Source organism: Rhizobium tumorigenes, assembly GCF_003240565.2.
In the GTDB taxonomy this organism is placed as follows: Bacteria; Pseudomonadota; Alphaproteobacteria; order Rhizobiales; family Rhizobiaceae; genus Rhizobium; species Rhizobium tumorigenes.
Window position 1 is genome coordinate 38,592 of sequence record NZ_CP117257.1, and the last position, 15,113, is coordinate 53,704.

Sequence of the window (15,113 nt, forward strand, 5' to 3'; positions counted from 1 at the left end):
AGTCCGATCTCGCGGCTTCCGCATTTATTAGAAAGGAAGTAGGTGATTGACCCAGGCCATTACCGCATTCGAGGCGAGGACGAGTGCTTCATAGATCTGATGCTGATTTGCCTTGTATGCATCGACCGCGGCATCCCCGATGATGCCCGATACCGCCGCACCCATCACGAAGCCTGGTCCGGTTTTGATGAACTGAGCGATGCGTCGAAACAGCGAGGCCTTCTCGACGATATCGATAAGTTGTGGCGTAGGACTTTCGCTCTCCTGGCGGATTTCGGTGATGGCTGCCACAACGTCCTGGAATCGATCCTGAGGGATATGACGCTCGATCTCGAGTAATTCGGGCGGACGATTATGCCCCCTGTTAGCCGCGAATCTCATTTGCTGCCGTATTAGCACTTCGAGGCTATCGAGGCGTTCGCGCATTTCGGATTTAAGTGCCTCGAGCTCGTTGCCGGGTCTGGCGGCTCCGGCTAGCGCGGCGGGGTCAAACGCGAGGTTGGAAAAGTTGGCATCCCTGAAATTGTTGCCTGCAGATCCACCTTGCACAGGGCCGGCAAAATCAAACTGAGGTTCGTCAGGTTGGTCATAGTCCTCCGGCCTTTCTTTCGGCGCCCACACGACCAGACCGTCCTTTTCAACCTCCTGTGTTGCCGCCTTGATTATATCTGCTGCCGCAAGATCCGAAAATTGATCGTGGAATTGTTCGCGCGCATCGTACGGTCCGCCCCAGATCCACTGGTAGCCGCCTTCGGCACTCTCGTAAGGGGTGCGAACTGCCGGATCCTCATAATGGTCGTGAAACCATTGAACCATTGCCTGGATTTTGCGGCCTCGTGCCAGCTTTCGAAACCGCGAGGGCGTATATCGAGAGTCCGCGATATAGTAGGAGCGCCGGTCGTCGTTCGAACGCTGCGTTGGAGGGATGAGTTCTTCGTCTCCTTCCTCATCGAAGAAATCCGAGATATCTGGAAGAGGCTCCTCTACCGAGGAGATGCCGTCGTACTCTTCATTATCGTCTTCAACGGGCTGGCGTTGCGCTCCGTCGCCCACGGCGAAGGAGTTTCCCGCAAAGGAGGAGCCGGCGAAAGTCGCTGTACCTCCGAGGCGTGAAATGCCCGGCTCATCCGGTCCATCCGGTTCCGCTTCATCGAACGCATTGATACTGACTCGACGCTCAAACACGGCTGAGCCGAGGCCTAACCGCGCGAGCGTTTCCGGAGCGGTGTCGTCGGCAAAGCGGACTAGATAGCCGTACACTTCGCCATCGTTTCCGTCGATGGAATCAATTTCCCAGTCACTATCCTCAAGTAGTTCGACATCGACACCCCATTCGGCGGCTATTGCCGCAGCTTGTTCATCTTCCCGAAGTGCCATGTCATTCTCACTGATCCTGTCCGGGGCAAGCCTGCCACCGACTCGTTTCATAGAAATTGAAAGAGAGATCGGCTGCAAGGTCTTGGAAAGCTAAAGGGGCGAGCTCTCCTGATTTTCCAAGTAATTGTAAGCGGTTCGGCAATTTTATGCGCGCGATCGATCATCAATTTCACTTAAGTGACCGCCTGTCTTGGGTTTCGTAAAGGATAATTGCCGTGTTGCAGCAGGAAGCGCCCATCGTTCCTCCCAGATAGACCAATAATTAAGTATGCGGATTGTAGAGGTTTGGCGGGAAATTTAGGATGGAAAATGGCTCACCTGTGGAACAAGTTCGAAAAATTTAGAAGAACGCCCCCGACCGAAGAACAGCTGGATTGGGCGGAACGTTTCGTGGTTTGCCTCGGGGTATTCTGGATCTTCTTTACGGTTGTCCTGTCGGTTATCCGTTGGCAGCAAATTACCGCTTGGGATCTCCTCGGGAACACGGTTGGGATAGTCACGGGCCTTGGGTTCTGGTGCCGGCTCAAACCTCATCAGATTGTATTGCAGCTCGTGTGTTTCACCCTGCTTCTATTGTTTCTCCTGATGAGTACAATGTTGCTGCCTCGAGTGCTTGCCTGATCCAAGGTCGGCGGCGTCACTGTCGTTTGGCTCACTGCCACATCCTGTTGGGATCAAATTCCAGCTTGGCCGCCTTGAGCTCCTTTACAAGAGCGGTCTTCCATCCCTCGGCGGGATCCATATCGATGTAAACGATCCCAAATAGGTCAGACGGGATCTCGACATCACCTTTGCGTAATAGGCACACCCTCCCACGGCCCAGCTTTCCAGCAAAATAGCCGAGTTCGAAAATGACATTCTGGCGGGCACGCTGTCCTTGATTGCTCGCAATGGCGGCCGAGCCGACATCATCTGGTGTCAGAAGCACCACGGCGAATCCGATATCTTCGGCGCAGGCCTCGTATTTCTCGATAATTGTTCGACCTTGGTTCGGCTGCTCCTTTAGGATAGTGACCTCCAGTTTCAACTTCTCCAAAAATCTGGCCAAGCTCTGCAGGGCTCCCTCATCGTGACCGTGCACAATGAACACTTTGTTGGATTTCGACATGATCGGCCTCGGACTGTTCTCTGCGAAATTACGGGCATATGCCTCGTTTCCGGGTGCTATCGAGATTGTTCCGGTTTCCGAAACATCATTCATGGTGCCCGCCTCACTGGAGAGTCTTTTGAAGGCAGTCCGCTCCTTCTCACCGATATTTGTCATCCAACCGCTGCGGTAGATGCCGCCGGCGCGAGCAACTATCTCGGACTGCAATGATGTACCTTCAGGGGTACGTAACTCTGGATTTCCTAGCGCATATGTCGCCAAAGAAGTTGCACGCTCGGCCAAACCGGTCCCCTCTCCAGCGTCCGTATCAAGAAGATCCCACTCTAAACGCATGGCTTTGAAGCCGGCGTGGCCCTCTGCCTTCAGCATGTTAGCCGATGCAATCACCAGGCCTCTTGATGGGAAAGGAGGTATTTTCTGTATCTCGATTTCGTTCCCCAAAATGTCCCCCTCTCATGAATAACAGCGGAGATCATCACATATATTCAGGGTATTGGTGTCAACTGCCCAACGGGCCGGGGGTTCGCATCCGTTCAAGGCGTTAAACATTCTTATTTTGGACGGCCAAATTTCTCCGGCCGGGCATGAAGCGGATCCACCCAGTGTACCTCGTTGGGCTTCTCGACGGGATCGACGTCGGTGATGTTGACGACGACCGCATCATTATCCGACCGCACCAAAACGCATTCCAGGACATGATCAGGGTCGGCATTGATCTCTTGATGAGGTACATAGGGCGGAACGAAGATAAAATCCCCTGGGCCAGCCTCGGCAACATATTCCAAGCGCGTTCCCCACCGCATGCGCGCTTTGCCGCGAATGACGAAAATCACACTTTCAAGCGCGCCATGATGATGGACGCCTGTCTTTGCGTTCGGCTCGATCGATACAGTGCCGGCCCAGATTTTTTGGGCACCCACGCGCGCATGATTTATTGCCGCCTGTCTAAACATACCCGGCGTCTGAGTGGTATTCGGATCGAGTTGGTCGCCCTTTATCACGCGGACGCCGTCATGCTTCCAGCGTTCCGTATCGCCGCCATTCCGTTCGGTCATCGAAATCCTCCTGAAAAGTTCAAACCATACCAAAGATCGAGAAATGTGCCTGCTGTGCCATGCTAAAAAACTGGAGAGGATGAGGTTTTTATTCGTCAGTAGCGGCAAGAAGCGTCCCCGAGAGTTTGCGCAAGAGCCTTTCCAATTCGGCCCGTTCGTGACCGTTCAGTCCTTGCAGCATGTCTGCTTCGGCGGCCGCGTCCTTTCTGAAAGCCTGTTCGGCGCATCGCTTCCCCTCATCCGTCAATTCCACCGGGAGGCTGCGCCCGTCCTTTTCGGTTGAGGTCCGACGAACCAGTCCGGCGGTTTGAAGGCGATTGAGCCTATGGCTCATGCCACCCGATGATATCATCAAGGACCGGAACAGTTCCGTCGGACGTAACCGGTAGGGTGGACCTGAGCGCAACAGCGTGAACAGGACGTCGGCTTCCCCGCTATCAAGGCCGTGAGACTGAAAAATTCCGTCGATTCTCGGACGGGAAGCAAGGGTTATCCATCGGGCGCGACCAAGAATAGCGATTCCCGATGTGTCCAAATCCGGCAGTTCCACCGCCCATTGCGCCCGAATTTCATCGATCGGGTCTTGATAGGCGGTGTCATTCGTTTCCGCCGCAGATTGTCTTGACATTAAGATATCTCGCATGTTTATCTTTGCGTGAAGATAACTGCTTGGGTGCATGAGCACAAGAGGACGGCTAATTGGCTGCCTCAAAAAGAGGTGGGTGATTTCAACAGGTTATGATTCCTTCGGATTTGCAAAGATTCGATGGAGTTCACGATGGCCTGGACTGAAATCACCCGTCGGCAATATGCCCGGCGAACGGCTCGCTATGCAAGTGACATGACGGATCGGGAATGGGAACTGGTTGCGCCTTTTTTGCCGATGCCCCGCCGCTTGGGTCGACCTCGCACCACTGATTTGCGCGAGGTCGTAAATGCTCTGCTTTACATCGCCACCACCGGTTGCCAGTGGCGGATGCTGCCGAAGGATTTTCCGCCCTGTTCAACGGTCCAGCGCTATTTTTATGAATGGCGGGCACTGGGACTTTGGACACGCATCAACCATCATCTCGTGATGGAGGCACGCGAGTTGGAGGGCAGAGAGGCAAGTCCGACGGCTGGTGTGATCGATAGTCAGAGCGTGAAAACTACGGAAAGCGGTGGCATACGAGGCTATGATGCAGGTAAGAAGACGAAAGGGAGAAAGCGCCATATCATCGTCGATACGCTTGGCCTGATGGTCGGTCTCATGGTGCACAGCGCCGACATCCAGGATCGCGATGGTGCTCCTGATCTTCTGAAATCCATCCGCCACAGGTGGCCATGGTTGCTGCATGTCTTCGCTGATGGCGGCTATGCAGGCGATAAGTTGAAGCGGCGATTGAAGAAGATCGGACGCTGGACGGTCGAGATCATCAAGCGCTCGGACAAAGCGAAAGGCTTTGAAGTTCTGCCACGACGCTGGGTCGTCGAGCGGACCTTCGCGTGGCTTGGCAGATGCCGCAGGCTAGCAAAGGACGTCGAAAAATCCATCGCCTCCTCAGAGGCATGGATTATGATCGCCCACATTCGCCTGATAACCCGGCGGCTCGCAAGGTATCGATATCATTGAAGCCTTTTCGAGTCCGACTCTAAGAAATGAGGCAAGTTTGGACGCTTCTGGCATCGCCATTTCTGCTGCTTGTGGTCGCGGGCTTCCTCTTTGCGGCAAAAGTAATGGTGTCCAAAGCAGCCCTGGACGCCGGAGTTCAGCCGTTTCAACTCGGCGTAATCGGCAATCTCGGAGCGGGTGTGATTTTGTTTCCCTGGCTGCTGGGCTCGAAGACGAGCTTGCCATGCAGTCCCCGTCATCTTCTTCTCTATCTGCTGCTCGGCCTCATCAGCTTTGCACTTCCCGTCGTTTTGTCGCATCTCGTCGTTGCACGGGTAGGGCCTGCATACGGGGCGATGATCTATTGCCTCTCACCGCTGTTGACGATGACGCTTGCCGTCGCTCTGCGCCTGGAAAAAATCTACTTTCTCCGCTCTTTCGGGATCATTCTTGGCTTTGTAGGCATGATCGCGCTCGTTCAGCAGCAACTGTTGCAAATCGATATGAGTCAGCACTTTTGGGTCATATCGGGTTTGGCTATCCCCGTCTGTGCGGCGTTCGGCAACATCATGCGGTCGGCCTATTGGCCTCGCGGGACGTCCGCACTGGCATTTTCTTGTGCCACGCTGGTCGTTTCAAGCGCAATGCTTGGCGTCGCCGCGCCGTTTTTCGAATCTCCAGCAAACTGGCACTTCGCCGATGCATCTATAGCGTTTTGGTTGCTGGCATTTATCTGCGTTTCGGCAATTTCCTATCTCGCTAATTTTCGACTTCAGGAACTGGCCGGTCCGGTCGTCTTCAGCCAGATTGGCTACTGGGGTACGGGCTTCGGTATCCTTCTTGCCGCAACGTTATTTGAAGACGTGCTAACCACGCTGTCCTTCATAGGAATGGGATGCATAGTTTCCGGTTCAGCGCTGGCTAGGAGGCGTGCGCGTGAAGAGCCCGCCGTGATCCCGGGGTCGGTCTACTCGAAACCGCAGCCATAATTGGAATGTGCTTTCAACGGTCGTAGAAAAAAGAGATCAAAATTGTTATCAATATTGCTCTCAAAAGAGGTAGCGTTCTCTTGCTGACTTCATCTTCGAAGCTCAGAGCGGGGTATGAACGAGGGCGGAAGATGCTTGTCTCGGCTCCCGACCACGTCCGACGCAACATCAGGAGACCTCATGCATCCCCGTTTTCATGTCTATCCGCCCCAGGGCGAACACCGCCCAACCACGCGCGCCGCGTCGTTCAAATCGACCGCCGCGACGTTGCTATTCCTCGCCGGCGCTTCGGTCGTTTCAGGTGCCCCGCAGGCATTTGCCGAAACTCCTGCCGATACGCTCGTGGTGGCGAAATATATCAGCGATCTCATCACGCTCGATCCGGCTGAAGTCTACGAGGCAACCGGCGGCGAAGTGGTCAACAACGTCTATGAGCGCCTCATCACCTTCGATCCTTCAGACTTCACGAAGCCTGTGGGTGGTGTTGCGGAATCCTGGACGGTTTCCGAGGATGGCCTGACGTTCACCTTCAAAATACGCGATGGTCTGTTTTTCGTCTCGGGCCGAGGCGTGACTGCGGAGGACGCCGCATTCTCCCTGGAGCGTGTCGTGCGCCTGGGCAAGACGCCGGTGTTCTACCTGACTCAATTCGGTTGGTCGGATGACAACATTTCTGACCATGTCGGCACCTCCGACGAGAAAACGCTCGTACTCAAGCTCGACAAGCCCTATGCGCCCGACTTGTTCCTGAAGGTGCTCTCGTCCACCGTCTCGTCGGTCGTCGACAAGCAGGAGGCGCTGAAGCATGAGAGTGCCGGAGATTTCGGCGGCGGCTGGCTGAAGAAAAACACCGCCGGGTCCGGACCGTACCAACTGGCCGGCTGGACGCCGAACGAAGCGGTCCTGCTTGCTGCCAACCCGCATTACAAGCGTGAGAACGTCGCACTGAAAAACATTGTTCTGCGGCACATTCCGGAAGCCGCAACTCAGCGCCTGCTGATCGAGAAGGGCGACGTGGACATCGCGCGCAACCTGAGCGCAGACCAGATCCAGGCGCTTTCAACCAATGCCGACATCGCCATCATCTCGACACCCAAGACAGACGTGAACTACATCGCGCTGAACCAGGGCGTCAAACCGCTCGACGATGCCAAGGTGCAGCAGGCCTTGCGCTGGGCGATCGACTACGAAGGGATCACCGGCAATATTTTGAAGGGTCAGGCCAAGGTCCATCAAAGCTTCTGGGGCAGCGGTTCAGGCGGGTCGCTGGACGAGACGCCCTACAAGCTGGACATCGCAAAGGCGAAGTCGTTGCTGGAGGAGGCCGGCTACAAGGACGGCTTCAAGCTGAAGCTCGACGTATCGAGCCGCTCGCCCGACAGGGAGGTCAGTCAATCTCTGCAGTCAACCTTTGGCCAGGCCGGTGTTACTGTTGAGCTGAACACGCTTGACCGGGCGCAGCTCCAGACGCGGTTTCGCGGGCGCCAGCATGACGCGGTGTTCTTCGGCTGGTCGCCGGATTACCTCGACGTTCATGCGAGTGCCTCGTTCTTCACAATCAACGACGACGACAGTGACACTTCCAAGAACAAGAATGCCGCCTGGCGCGATCACTGGCTTGTTCCGGAGCTGACCAAGAAGACCCTGTCGGGACTGACGGAAGCTGACTCTGCCAAGCGCGAGGCCATTTACCTCGATCTGCAGAAGGAGGTTCGCGATAACTCGCCCTTCATCGTCATCTACCAGCAACTCGGCCAAGTGCCTGTTCGCGCCGATGTGAAGGGTTTTGTACCCGGACCGAGCTGGGACACCCCAGCCTACTGGCGCACCACCAAGAGCTGATCATGTGCGCCATGCCGGTTTATCCGCGGCATGGTGCTTTTTCCAACATTCCTGAATTGAGATCACGGCATGGCAAGACGCGACAAGCTCATCTTAGGTGCATTCCTGCAGACACCGGGCCAACACACGGCGGGATGGCGTTATCCGCGGGCCGACGCCAAAGCGAGCCTTGACATTGACGCACAGATCGCCTTCGCGCAAACGGCGGAACGAGGGCTGTTCCATGCGATTTTCATCGCCGACACGCTTCCTTTTCCCCAAAAGCTCGACGCCGAAAAACTCAGCTACAGCGCACGGGTTGTCGACTTCGAGCCGGTGACGTTGCTATCGGCGTTGGCCGTCACGACGAGCCGTATCGGTCTCGTTGGCACCGTGACCACCACGTATTACGAGCCCTATCTCGTCGCCCGCCAACTCGCCTCGCTCGACTACCTCAGCAAGGGGAGGGCAGGGTGGAACGTCGTGACCTCCTCGAACGGGGCGGAGGCTCTCAACTACAGCCGGCGGGACCACCCGCCCCATTCGCTTCGCTACCAGCGAGCGACGGAATTCGTCGATATCGTCAAGGGTCTTTGGGACAGCTGGGACGACGATGCCTTTCTGTTCGACAAGGAGGGCGGCCGTTTCTTCTCCCCGGAAAAAATGCACACGCTCGATCATTCCAGCCCGCACTTCAACGTTCGGGGACCACTCGCCGTCGCCCGTCCGCCGCAAGGGCACCCGGTCATCGTGCAGGCCGGTTCATCCGATGCCGGGCGCAATGCAGCGGCCAGTTTCGCTGACGTCGTTTTCACAGCCCAATCGGATCTCACTGGGGCGATCGCTTTCTATGACGACGTCCGCGCTCGGGTGACCGCAGCAGGCCGAAGCCCGGATCACGTCGCAATCTTGCCCGGCGTGACGCCGGTGGTCGCCGCAACACGCAGCGAAGCGCAGGAAAAGTACGAGCAGATGCTGGATCTGGTCCACCCTGTCGCGGGGCTGGCGATGCTTTCGGGGGCGGCTGGAGCGGATTTGTCAAAATATCCAATCGACGGTCCCTTGCCGGAAGTTGCGCCGACCGAGGGCGACAAGACGCGGCAGGAACTGCTGGTTGCCCATGCCAAACAAACCGGCCTCAGCATTCGCGAACTCTACCGCTGGCTTGCACCCGGTTACAACACTATCGTCGGGACCCCGGCTGATATCGCCGATCATTTCGAGCACTGGTTCCGGAGCGGTGGTGCAGACGGGTTCAACGTGCGGTTTTCCTACCTGCCGGGAGATCTTGACGACTTCATCGACCTTGTCGTGCCAGAGTTGCAGCGTCGGGGGCTCTATCACGAGGCTTACGAGGGCGTCACCTTGCGTGACAATCTCGGTATACCGCGACCATCCAGCCGCTACGTTCCGATGCCCGGCAATGAGCTCTTATAATGGCCAAGAAACCGATCTTTTTCAATCTCTTCGAATTGAACAACCGGACCGGCGACTCGCACGGTCTCTGGCGGCATCCGCATAGCCGGCATCATGAGTACAACGATATCCAGTTTTGGATCGAAATTGCACGCAAGATCGAGGAAGGCGGTTTCACCGCCCTCTTTCTTGGCGATTTCTTCGGTGCATCCGACGTCTATAAGGGGTCGCCGGAGGTCGCGATCCGCCATGCCATGCAGTTCCCCTCGAATGATCCGTCATTGCTGGTTCCGTCCATGGCCAATGCCACGACCACGCTGAATTTTGTGACGACGATCTCCACCACCTATGAGCATCCTTTCCACGTTGCCCGTCGACTTTCGACCCTCGATCACCTGACGAAAGGTCGCGTCGGACTGAATGTCGTCACGTCCTATATTGCCGCCGCCGCCCGCTATTTCGGACTGGACGAACCGATCGCGCATGATCGGAGATATGCAATCGCGGATGAGTTTCTCTCGGTATGTTACAAGCTTTGGGAGGCCAGCTGGAGCGATGGTGCGGTTCGGTTCGACATCGATAACGATGTTCATATCGATCCGACGCTCGTTCGCCCCGTCACTCATCAGGGAGAATTTTTCAAGGTCGCCGGTCCGCATGTCTGCGAGCCTTCTTTACAGAGGACACCTGTTATCTTCCAGGCGGGCAGTTCGACGGCCGGGCGCGACTTTGCCGCCCGGCACGCGGAATGTGTCTTCGTGCAGGGCCGGACATTGGCGGCCGTCAAGGAGAACGTCACCAATATCCGCCGACGCGCCGCAGACTTCGGCCGCGCGCCTGACGATATCCTGATCTTCCACCAGCAGACGGCGATCGTCAGGCCCACGCGGGCAGAGGCGCGAGAGCAACTGGAGGACTACGCGCGGTATCGCTCGCCGGAATCGGCACTGGCGCAATACTGTGGCTCGTCCGGCTATGATCTGTCCGCCGTCGATCCGGATTCCGTCCTGGGCTATGCGCCGACGGAGGCGAACCAGTCACGCGCGGCGCAGTACACCACCCAGTCAGACCGGCCATTCCTGGTGCGAGAAGTGATCGACGATGTCGGGCGCTTCGGAGACGGCATCCTGGTCGGCACCCCGGTCGACATCGCTGATCAGTTGGAAGCCATCGTCGACCAAACGGGCGTGGACGGCTTCAATTTCAATTCGATCGTTACGCCGCGCACGGTCGTCGATTTCGTTGACCAGGTCATTCCCGAACTCAGAAACCGCGGGCGTATCGCCAAGCACCGTTCGACATTTCGCGAAACCTTGTTCGGAGAAGGCCGAGCCCGGTCTACCAATGCGTCTCGGCTTTCTAAGTGAAAACTGGGCCGGAAACGTCCAGCGACGCATCCACGGGCATCAATGCCCCGTGGAACCCCGGCTTATCGATAAAACATTTTCCCTGGAATGATAAAATTGAAATCAAAATTGTTATCAATATAGAGAGCTGCTTTATGTTGGCGATGCAAATGTAACGCGAATTGCTTGGGGGTAATGAGGTATGAAGAGAGTTTTCCTGGCGTCTGTCCTGGCCATTTTTTCAGCTGGCGTCGTGGCATTGCCCGCTGCGGCCGAGACCACCTTGGAGCGCGTCAAGCGCACCGGGACCATCCAGATCGGCTTCTCAAACGAAAAGCCGTATAGTTTCAAACAGCCGGACGGCAGCCTTGCAGGTGTGGACTATGAACTGGCGCGGGCCGCATTCGCCAAACTCGGCGTTCAAACGGTCGACGGGGTGGCTGTGAAATTCAGCACGTTGATACCTGGCCTGAAGGCTGGGCATTTCGACGTGATCGCCGCCGGGCTCTTCATCCGCCCGGACCGTTGCGCTGAGATCGCCTTTGCTGAGCCGCATATTCAAATCGCCGATGCCATTACCGTTCAGAAGGGAAACCCAAAGAACATTCACAGCTACGACGACGTCCTGAAAAACCCGGACATCAAAATCGGAACGCAGCAAGGCTCGGCGTCGCGCAAGGATTTTGACCGGCTTGGTATTCCCGAGAGCCAACGTGTCGTCTTCCAGGATTTCCCGGAGGTCTTCTTCGCTTTGAAGTCAGGCCGCGTCGATCTGACGTCCTCGACCATTTTCGCGGCCAACGAGACTGTCGCTGCCGACGGTGGACAATCGGTGGAGCGGGCCAACCCGTTCACGCTTCCCGTCTTCGACGGCAAGCCGTCGATCAACTATCTCGGCTTCGGCTTTCGTCAGGATGACAAGGACTTGGTTGCCGCGTTCAATGAGGCACTGGGCGCATTCCGAGGCACACCCGAATACGATGCCATTCTTGCAAAATATGCTGTGGCGCCGACGGATGTCCCTTCGCCGGATGTAAAGCTCGCCGATATCTGCAAGGGATAAATGTAATGCACAAGGTGCGGGTCTGCGAATTTTTACGGCCTGATGCGGTTGCGGTCGAGGGGCAAGAGGGTGCGTGACCTGCTTATTTGGGTCCCGCTGCTTCTCGACGGGCTGGTACAGACGCTCCTGCTGTTCGTCATTGTCTTGGCGCTCGGTTTTGTCCTTGGGGTTTTCGTCGGTCTTGCACGCCTGTCGCGGTTGCGTCCGGTGCGGTACGCCGCCTTGGCGTTCGTAGAGCTTTTTCGTGGTGTATCTCTCTATGTCACGTTGTTCTGGCTTTATTTCGCAGCCCCATTCCTCGGGATGCGACTGAGCGTATGGGAAGCTGCGGTGATAGGCTGCTCACTCACCCACGCCGCCTATTCCTCCGAATATATCAGAGCCGCGGTGCTTTCCATTCATACCAGCCAACACGAGGCGGCGGTTGCACTGGGTATGAATGGCTTCCAGCGCTTGCGGTACGTAGTGCTGCCGCAAGCGCTGGTCGCTCTGCTGCCGTTGATGGGCAATGAATTCGTAATGCTGCTCAAGGGCACGTCGATCGTATCGCTGATTGGGCTCGCGGAACTGACGGAGCAGGCTCACTCGATTATCGTGAGTACCTATCAGCCGGTCCCGGTGCTTCTTGCTGTTTTGTGCACGTACTTCGTTTTGGCGCAGGCGTTGATCGGGCTGACGCGGTGGATGGAGCGCCGTTTCGGTCGGTGGAAGTTGCGTTCCGCCACGAGCCTACCGTCAGGGGCGCCGTCGGTGGTGATGATGGCGACTGCGGCAGCACATTGAAGAAGGACGATTTCTCTCGTGGCGACCAGATGAACATATTCAGCATAGACATTCATGGGCTGGACTGGTTCCGGCTCTCTGTCGTGGCGACCGTCCTGCCGAAGCTGATGTCCGCCGCGGGTGTCACGATTTATGTTGCGCTGCTTGCATTTGCAGGCGCACTCGTGATCGGCATCCCGATATTGGTGGCGCGGCGCTCACGTCTTTCGCTCATCACCAGATCGTCGGTGTTCCTCGCGGATTTCATCCGCTCCACCCCCTTGCTGCTGCAAATCTACTTTTACTTCTTCGTGATGCCACAAATTGGAATCGTTCTGCCGCCGATTACAACCGGGATCCTCGCACTATCGATCCATTACGGATGCTATGTCGCGGAGGCATATCGCGCCGGTCTGGAAGCCTTGCCAACAGGGCAGCGAGACGCGGTCACCGCCCTCGGCTTTTCTCAAGTGGACGCTTACCGGCACGTCATCGTGCCGCAGATCATCCCTTTTCTCGTTCCGACACTTGGAAATCTACTCGTATCGATTTTCAAGGAAACGCCGTTGCTGGCTTCCATCGCGGTGACGGACATCATGTTTGTCGCCATGCAGCATGGTGCCGACTATTTCCAGTACATCGAACCCATCACACTTTGCGGCATGATATTCCTGGTCATCAGCCTTGCGACGTCCTTTTTCGTAAGGCAGTTGGAGCGCCTGGTGTCACAAGTCTGGCTCGGCAGAAAGACCTCGCATGGCTGACGGGATCACCTCACCCATAATCACGTTTCGAAATGTTAAAAAGACATTCGGCAACCTCACAGTTCTGTCGGACCTCAACCTCGATGTAGCGCCGAACGAAAACCTGACGCTCATAGGGCCAAGCGGTTCCGGAAAATCGACGATATTACGCATTCTCATGACGCTGGAGACCGTTCAGGGCGGCGGCGTGTCGGTGGATGGTGAAGAACTCTGGCACGACCAGGGCGCGGGTGTCGCGAGCCGGCAGGCGAGTGGGCAGCAAACCGGAGCGATCCGTCGCAAGATCGGGATGGTGTTCCAGAGCTTTAATTTGTTCCCGCATATGAGCGCATTGCGCAACATCGCGGAGGCTCCTGTTCGCGTGCTTGGGCTTTCAAAGGACGAAGCCTATGCACGGGCGCTGAAACTTCTGAAACTCGTCGGTCTCTCTGACAAGCAGAACAGCTTCCCCATCCAGTTGTCCGGCGGGCAGCAACAGCGTGTGGCGATCGCGCGCGCTCTCGCCATGCGCCCGAAGATTCTGCTGTTTGACGAAGTGACCTCGGCGCTCGACCCGGAAACGGTCGGTGAGGTGCTGTCGGTGATCCGCGACCTCGCACAAGAGCATCAATTCACGACACTGATGGTGACCCATCACATGGGTATCGCCCGCGAAATCTCCGATCGCGTCTGTTTCCTCGAAGGCGGGCGCATTATCGAGCAGGGCAGTCCGGCTCAAATATTTGAATCGCCCTCGAACAACCGGACAAAGGCTTTCCTCAAGGCCATTCTCGAAGCCTGACGGGCAGGCACGGCTACAGAAGTTTGAGTCGCAGCCAACTTCCGTTCAGCCTGCACTTTTCGCCACCTCAGAGAGGTTCGGTTACTCGTGTCGCCGCATCGCGGTCGATAACTGCATGTCCCCTCATTTTTTGGTTGAAGCCCCGCGCCCTGCTCAACTCAATCGGATTAAATTTCCGTCATCGAGAAGGCGTGTAAAATATTTCTCTTTGCTAGCGCCATTGCTAACAATATTGTATGCTAAACCCGGGTCGTTGGAGAATGGTAATGTTCGACGTCCTAGGCGGCGAGAAGGTGAGCGGCACGCCGATTCACGATGCATATAATGAATGGAAGAGATGGAAGTGGCCAGGGTTTCTAAACGGCACGCCGATCCGGTGGCAAGGTTACGCAAAGCGATCGAGACAGGACATTTCTTGCCGGGCCAACGCCTGCCTGAGTTGGAACTGGCGGAGTGGCTCGGGGTCAATCGGGTCAATGTGAAGCTGGCGCTCGGAAAACTGGACCAGGAAGGACTTGTCGAGGTCGAGCGCAACAAAGGTGCCCGCGTGCGTGTTATAAGCCGGGAGGAAGCCGTCGAAATCCTCCAGACCTTCGCTTCGTTGGAAACGCTGATTGCACGCAACGCGGCTGCCAAGGCAACGGCCTCCGACGGCGAACGCCTCAAGGGCATTCTCGCGGCAGTTCAAAAAGCCCAGGCCGAAGAGGATTACGTGGAGTATTCGCAGCAGATCAACAGGTTGCACGCGGAGATCCGCCGCATCGCGGCCCACGCAACTGCTGCCCGCATCGTCGCGACATTGAACGTGCAAATCGCCCGCTTTCGGCTCCAGACCCTTCTGTTTCCCGGTCGCATCAAGCAATCCATCCAGGAACTGAAGGAAATTGTCGATGCCATTTGCGCAGCCGACGGAGTCCGCGCCGGCAAGGCAATGCTCGAACACCTCAACAATATGGGCAAGGCTTTAGAGCAAAACCTAACCCAGATCGACGCATAGGTCCTCGATCAAATTGCACGGCTGGCCGCGATCACGACCGTCG

14 protein-coding genes are annotated in these 15,113 nt (G+C 56.6%); 10 read left to right on the plus strand and 4 right to left on the minus strand.

Going from position 1 to position 15,113, the window contains the following annotated elements; genetic code table 11:
• Positions 1-27 precede the first annotated feature (27 nt).
• From PR017_RS21755 to PR017_RS21770, 4 genes are all read right to left on the minus strand, one after another.
• Entirely contained in the window at positions 28-1,377 is a 1,350-nt protein-coding gene (locus tag PR017_RS21755; RefSeq protein ID WP_111219370.1) for a hypothetical protein, read from the minus strand.
• A gap of 652 nt (positions 1,378-2,029) precedes the next feature.
• Entirely contained in the window at positions 2,030-2,926 is an 897-nt protein-coding gene (locus tag PR017_RS21760) for a TIR domain-containing protein (RefSeq protein ID WP_240538962.1), read from the minus strand.
• 110 nt (positions 2,927-3,036) lie between these two features.
• Positions 3,037-3,540, minus strand: coding sequence for a cupin domain-containing protein (locus PR017_RS21765; RefSeq protein ID WP_111219364.1), 504 nt, complete (start codon positions 3,538-3,540; stop codon positions 3,037-3,039).
• 88 nt (positions 3,541-3,628) lie between these two features.
• Positions 3,629-4,168, minus strand: a complete 540-nt coding sequence (locus tag PR017_RS21770; protein WP_111219362.1) for a MarR family winged helix-turn-helix transcriptional regulator — start codon at positions 4,166-4,168, stop codon at positions 3,629-3,631.
• Positions 4,169-4,318: 150 nt separating this feature from the next.
• Between PR017_RS21770 and PR017_RS21775 the strand changes: the two genes are divergently transcribed.
• From PR017_RS21775 to PR017_RS21820, 10 genes are all read left to right on the plus strand, one after another.
• A complete protein-coding gene (locus PR017_RS21775) occupies positions 4,319-5,152 on the plus strand; it encodes an IS5 family transposase (protein ID WP_111218080.1) in 834 nt (277 codons plus the stop codon).
• Positions 5,153-5,178: 26 nt separating this feature from the next.
• On the plus strand, positions 5,179-6,120 hold the full coding sequence (locus PR017_RS21780) for a DMT family transporter (RefSeq protein WP_111218294.1): 942 nt from the start codon (positions 5,179-5,181) through the stop codon (positions 6,118-6,120).
• 180 nt (positions 6,121-6,300) lie between these two features.
• Entirely contained in the window at positions 6,301-7,962 is a 1,662-nt protein-coding gene (locus PR017_RS21785; protein ID WP_240538921.1) for an ABC transporter substrate-binding protein, read from the plus strand.
• A gap of 69 nt (positions 7,963-8,031) precedes the next feature.
• Positions 8,032-9,378: an LLM class flavin-dependent oxidoreductase gene (locus PR017_RS21790; RefSeq protein ID WP_111218292.1), complete on the plus strand. Its 1,347-nt coding sequence runs from the start codon at positions 8,032-8,034 to the stop codon at positions 9,376-9,378.
• Entirely contained in the window at positions 9,378-10,724 is a 1,347-nt protein-coding gene (locus tag PR017_RS21795) for an LLM class flavin-dependent oxidoreductase (RefSeq protein ID WP_111218290.1), read from the plus strand. Before PR017_RS21790 ends, PR017_RS21795 begins: the two co-directional genes overlap by 1 nt.
• 181 nt (positions 10,725-10,905) lie before the next feature.
• On the plus strand, positions 10,906-11,766 hold the full coding sequence (ehuB, locus tag PR017_RS21800) for an ectoine/hydroxyectoine ABC transporter substrate-binding protein EhuB (RefSeq protein ID WP_111218288.1): 861 nt from the start codon (positions 10,906-10,908) through the stop codon (positions 11,764-11,766).
• Positions 11,767-11,835: 69 nt separating this feature from the next.
• Positions 11,836-12,549, plus strand: coding sequence for an amino acid ABC transporter permease (locus PR017_RS21805; protein WP_111218322.1), 714 nt, complete (start codon positions 11,836-11,838; stop codon positions 12,547-12,549).
• Positions 12,546-13,292, plus strand: a complete 747-nt coding sequence (gene ehuD / locus PR017_RS21810) for an ectoine/hydroxyectoine ABC transporter permease subunit EhuD (RefSeq protein ID WP_240538920.1) — start codon at positions 12,546-12,548, stop codon at positions 13,290-13,292. Before PR017_RS21805 ends, ehuD begins: the two co-directional genes overlap by 4 nt.
• Entirely contained in the window at positions 13,285-14,073 is a 789-nt protein-coding gene (gene ehuA, locus PR017_RS21815; protein WP_111218286.1) for an ectoine/hydroxyectoine ABC transporter ATP-binding protein EhuA, read from the plus strand. Before ehuD ends, ehuA begins: the two co-directional genes overlap by 8 nt.
• A gap of 328 nt (positions 14,074-14,401) precedes the next feature.
• Complete coding sequence (locus PR017_RS21820) at positions 14,402-15,070, plus strand: GntR family transcriptional regulator (protein WP_240538919.1); 669 nt, start codon at positions 14,402-14,404, stop codon at positions 15,068-15,070.
• Positions 15,071-15,113: the final 43 nt, after the last annotated feature.

What these genes read in the sequence shown, in the direction of transcription:
- PR017_RS21795 (WP_111218290.1), top strand. Translation starts at nt 9,378, where the DNA reads ATGGCCAAGAAACCGATCTTTTTCAATCTCTTCGAATTGAACAACCGG.
- PR017_RS21755 (WP_111219370.1), bottom strand. Translation starts at nt 1,377, where the DNA reads ATGGCACTTCGGGAAGATGAACAAGCTGCGGCAATAGCCGCCGAATGG.
- ehuA (WP_111218286.1), top strand. Translation starts at nt 13,285, where the DNA reads ATGGCTGACGGGATCACCTCACCCATAATCACGTTTCGAAATGTTAAA.
- PR017_RS21785 (WP_240538921.1), top strand. Translation starts at nt 6,301, where the DNA reads ATGCATCCCCGTTTTCATGTCTATCCGCCCCAGGGCGAACACCGCCCA.
- ehuB (WP_111218288.1), top strand. Translation starts at nt 10,906, where the DNA reads ATGAAGAGAGTTTTCCTGGCGTCTGTCCTGGCCATTTTTTCAGCTGGC.
- PR017_RS21820 (WP_240538919.1), top strand. Translation starts at nt 14,402, where the DNA reads ATGGAAGAGATGGAAGTGGCCAGGGTTTCTAAACGGCACGCCGATCCG.
- PR017_RS21765 (WP_111219364.1), bottom strand. Translation starts at nt 3,540, where the DNA reads ATGACCGAACGGAATGGCGGCGATACGGAACGCTGGAAGCATGACGGC.
- PR017_RS21770 (WP_111219362.1), bottom strand. Translation starts at nt 4,168, where the DNA reads ATGTCAAGACAATCTGCGGCGGAAACGAATGACACCGCCTATCAAGAC.
- PR017_RS21790 (WP_111218292.1), top strand. Translation starts at nt 8,032, where the DNA reads ATGGCAAGACGCGACAAGCTCATCTTAGGTGCATTCCTGCAGACACCG.
- PR017_RS21775 (WP_111218080.1), top strand. Translation starts at nt 4,319, where the DNA reads ATGGCCTGGACTGAAATCACCCGTCGGCAATATGCCCGGCGAACGGCT.
- PR017_RS21780 (WP_111218294.1), top strand. Translation starts at nt 5,179, where the DNA reads ATGAGGCAAGTTTGGACGCTTCTGGCATCGCCATTTCTGCTGCTTGTG.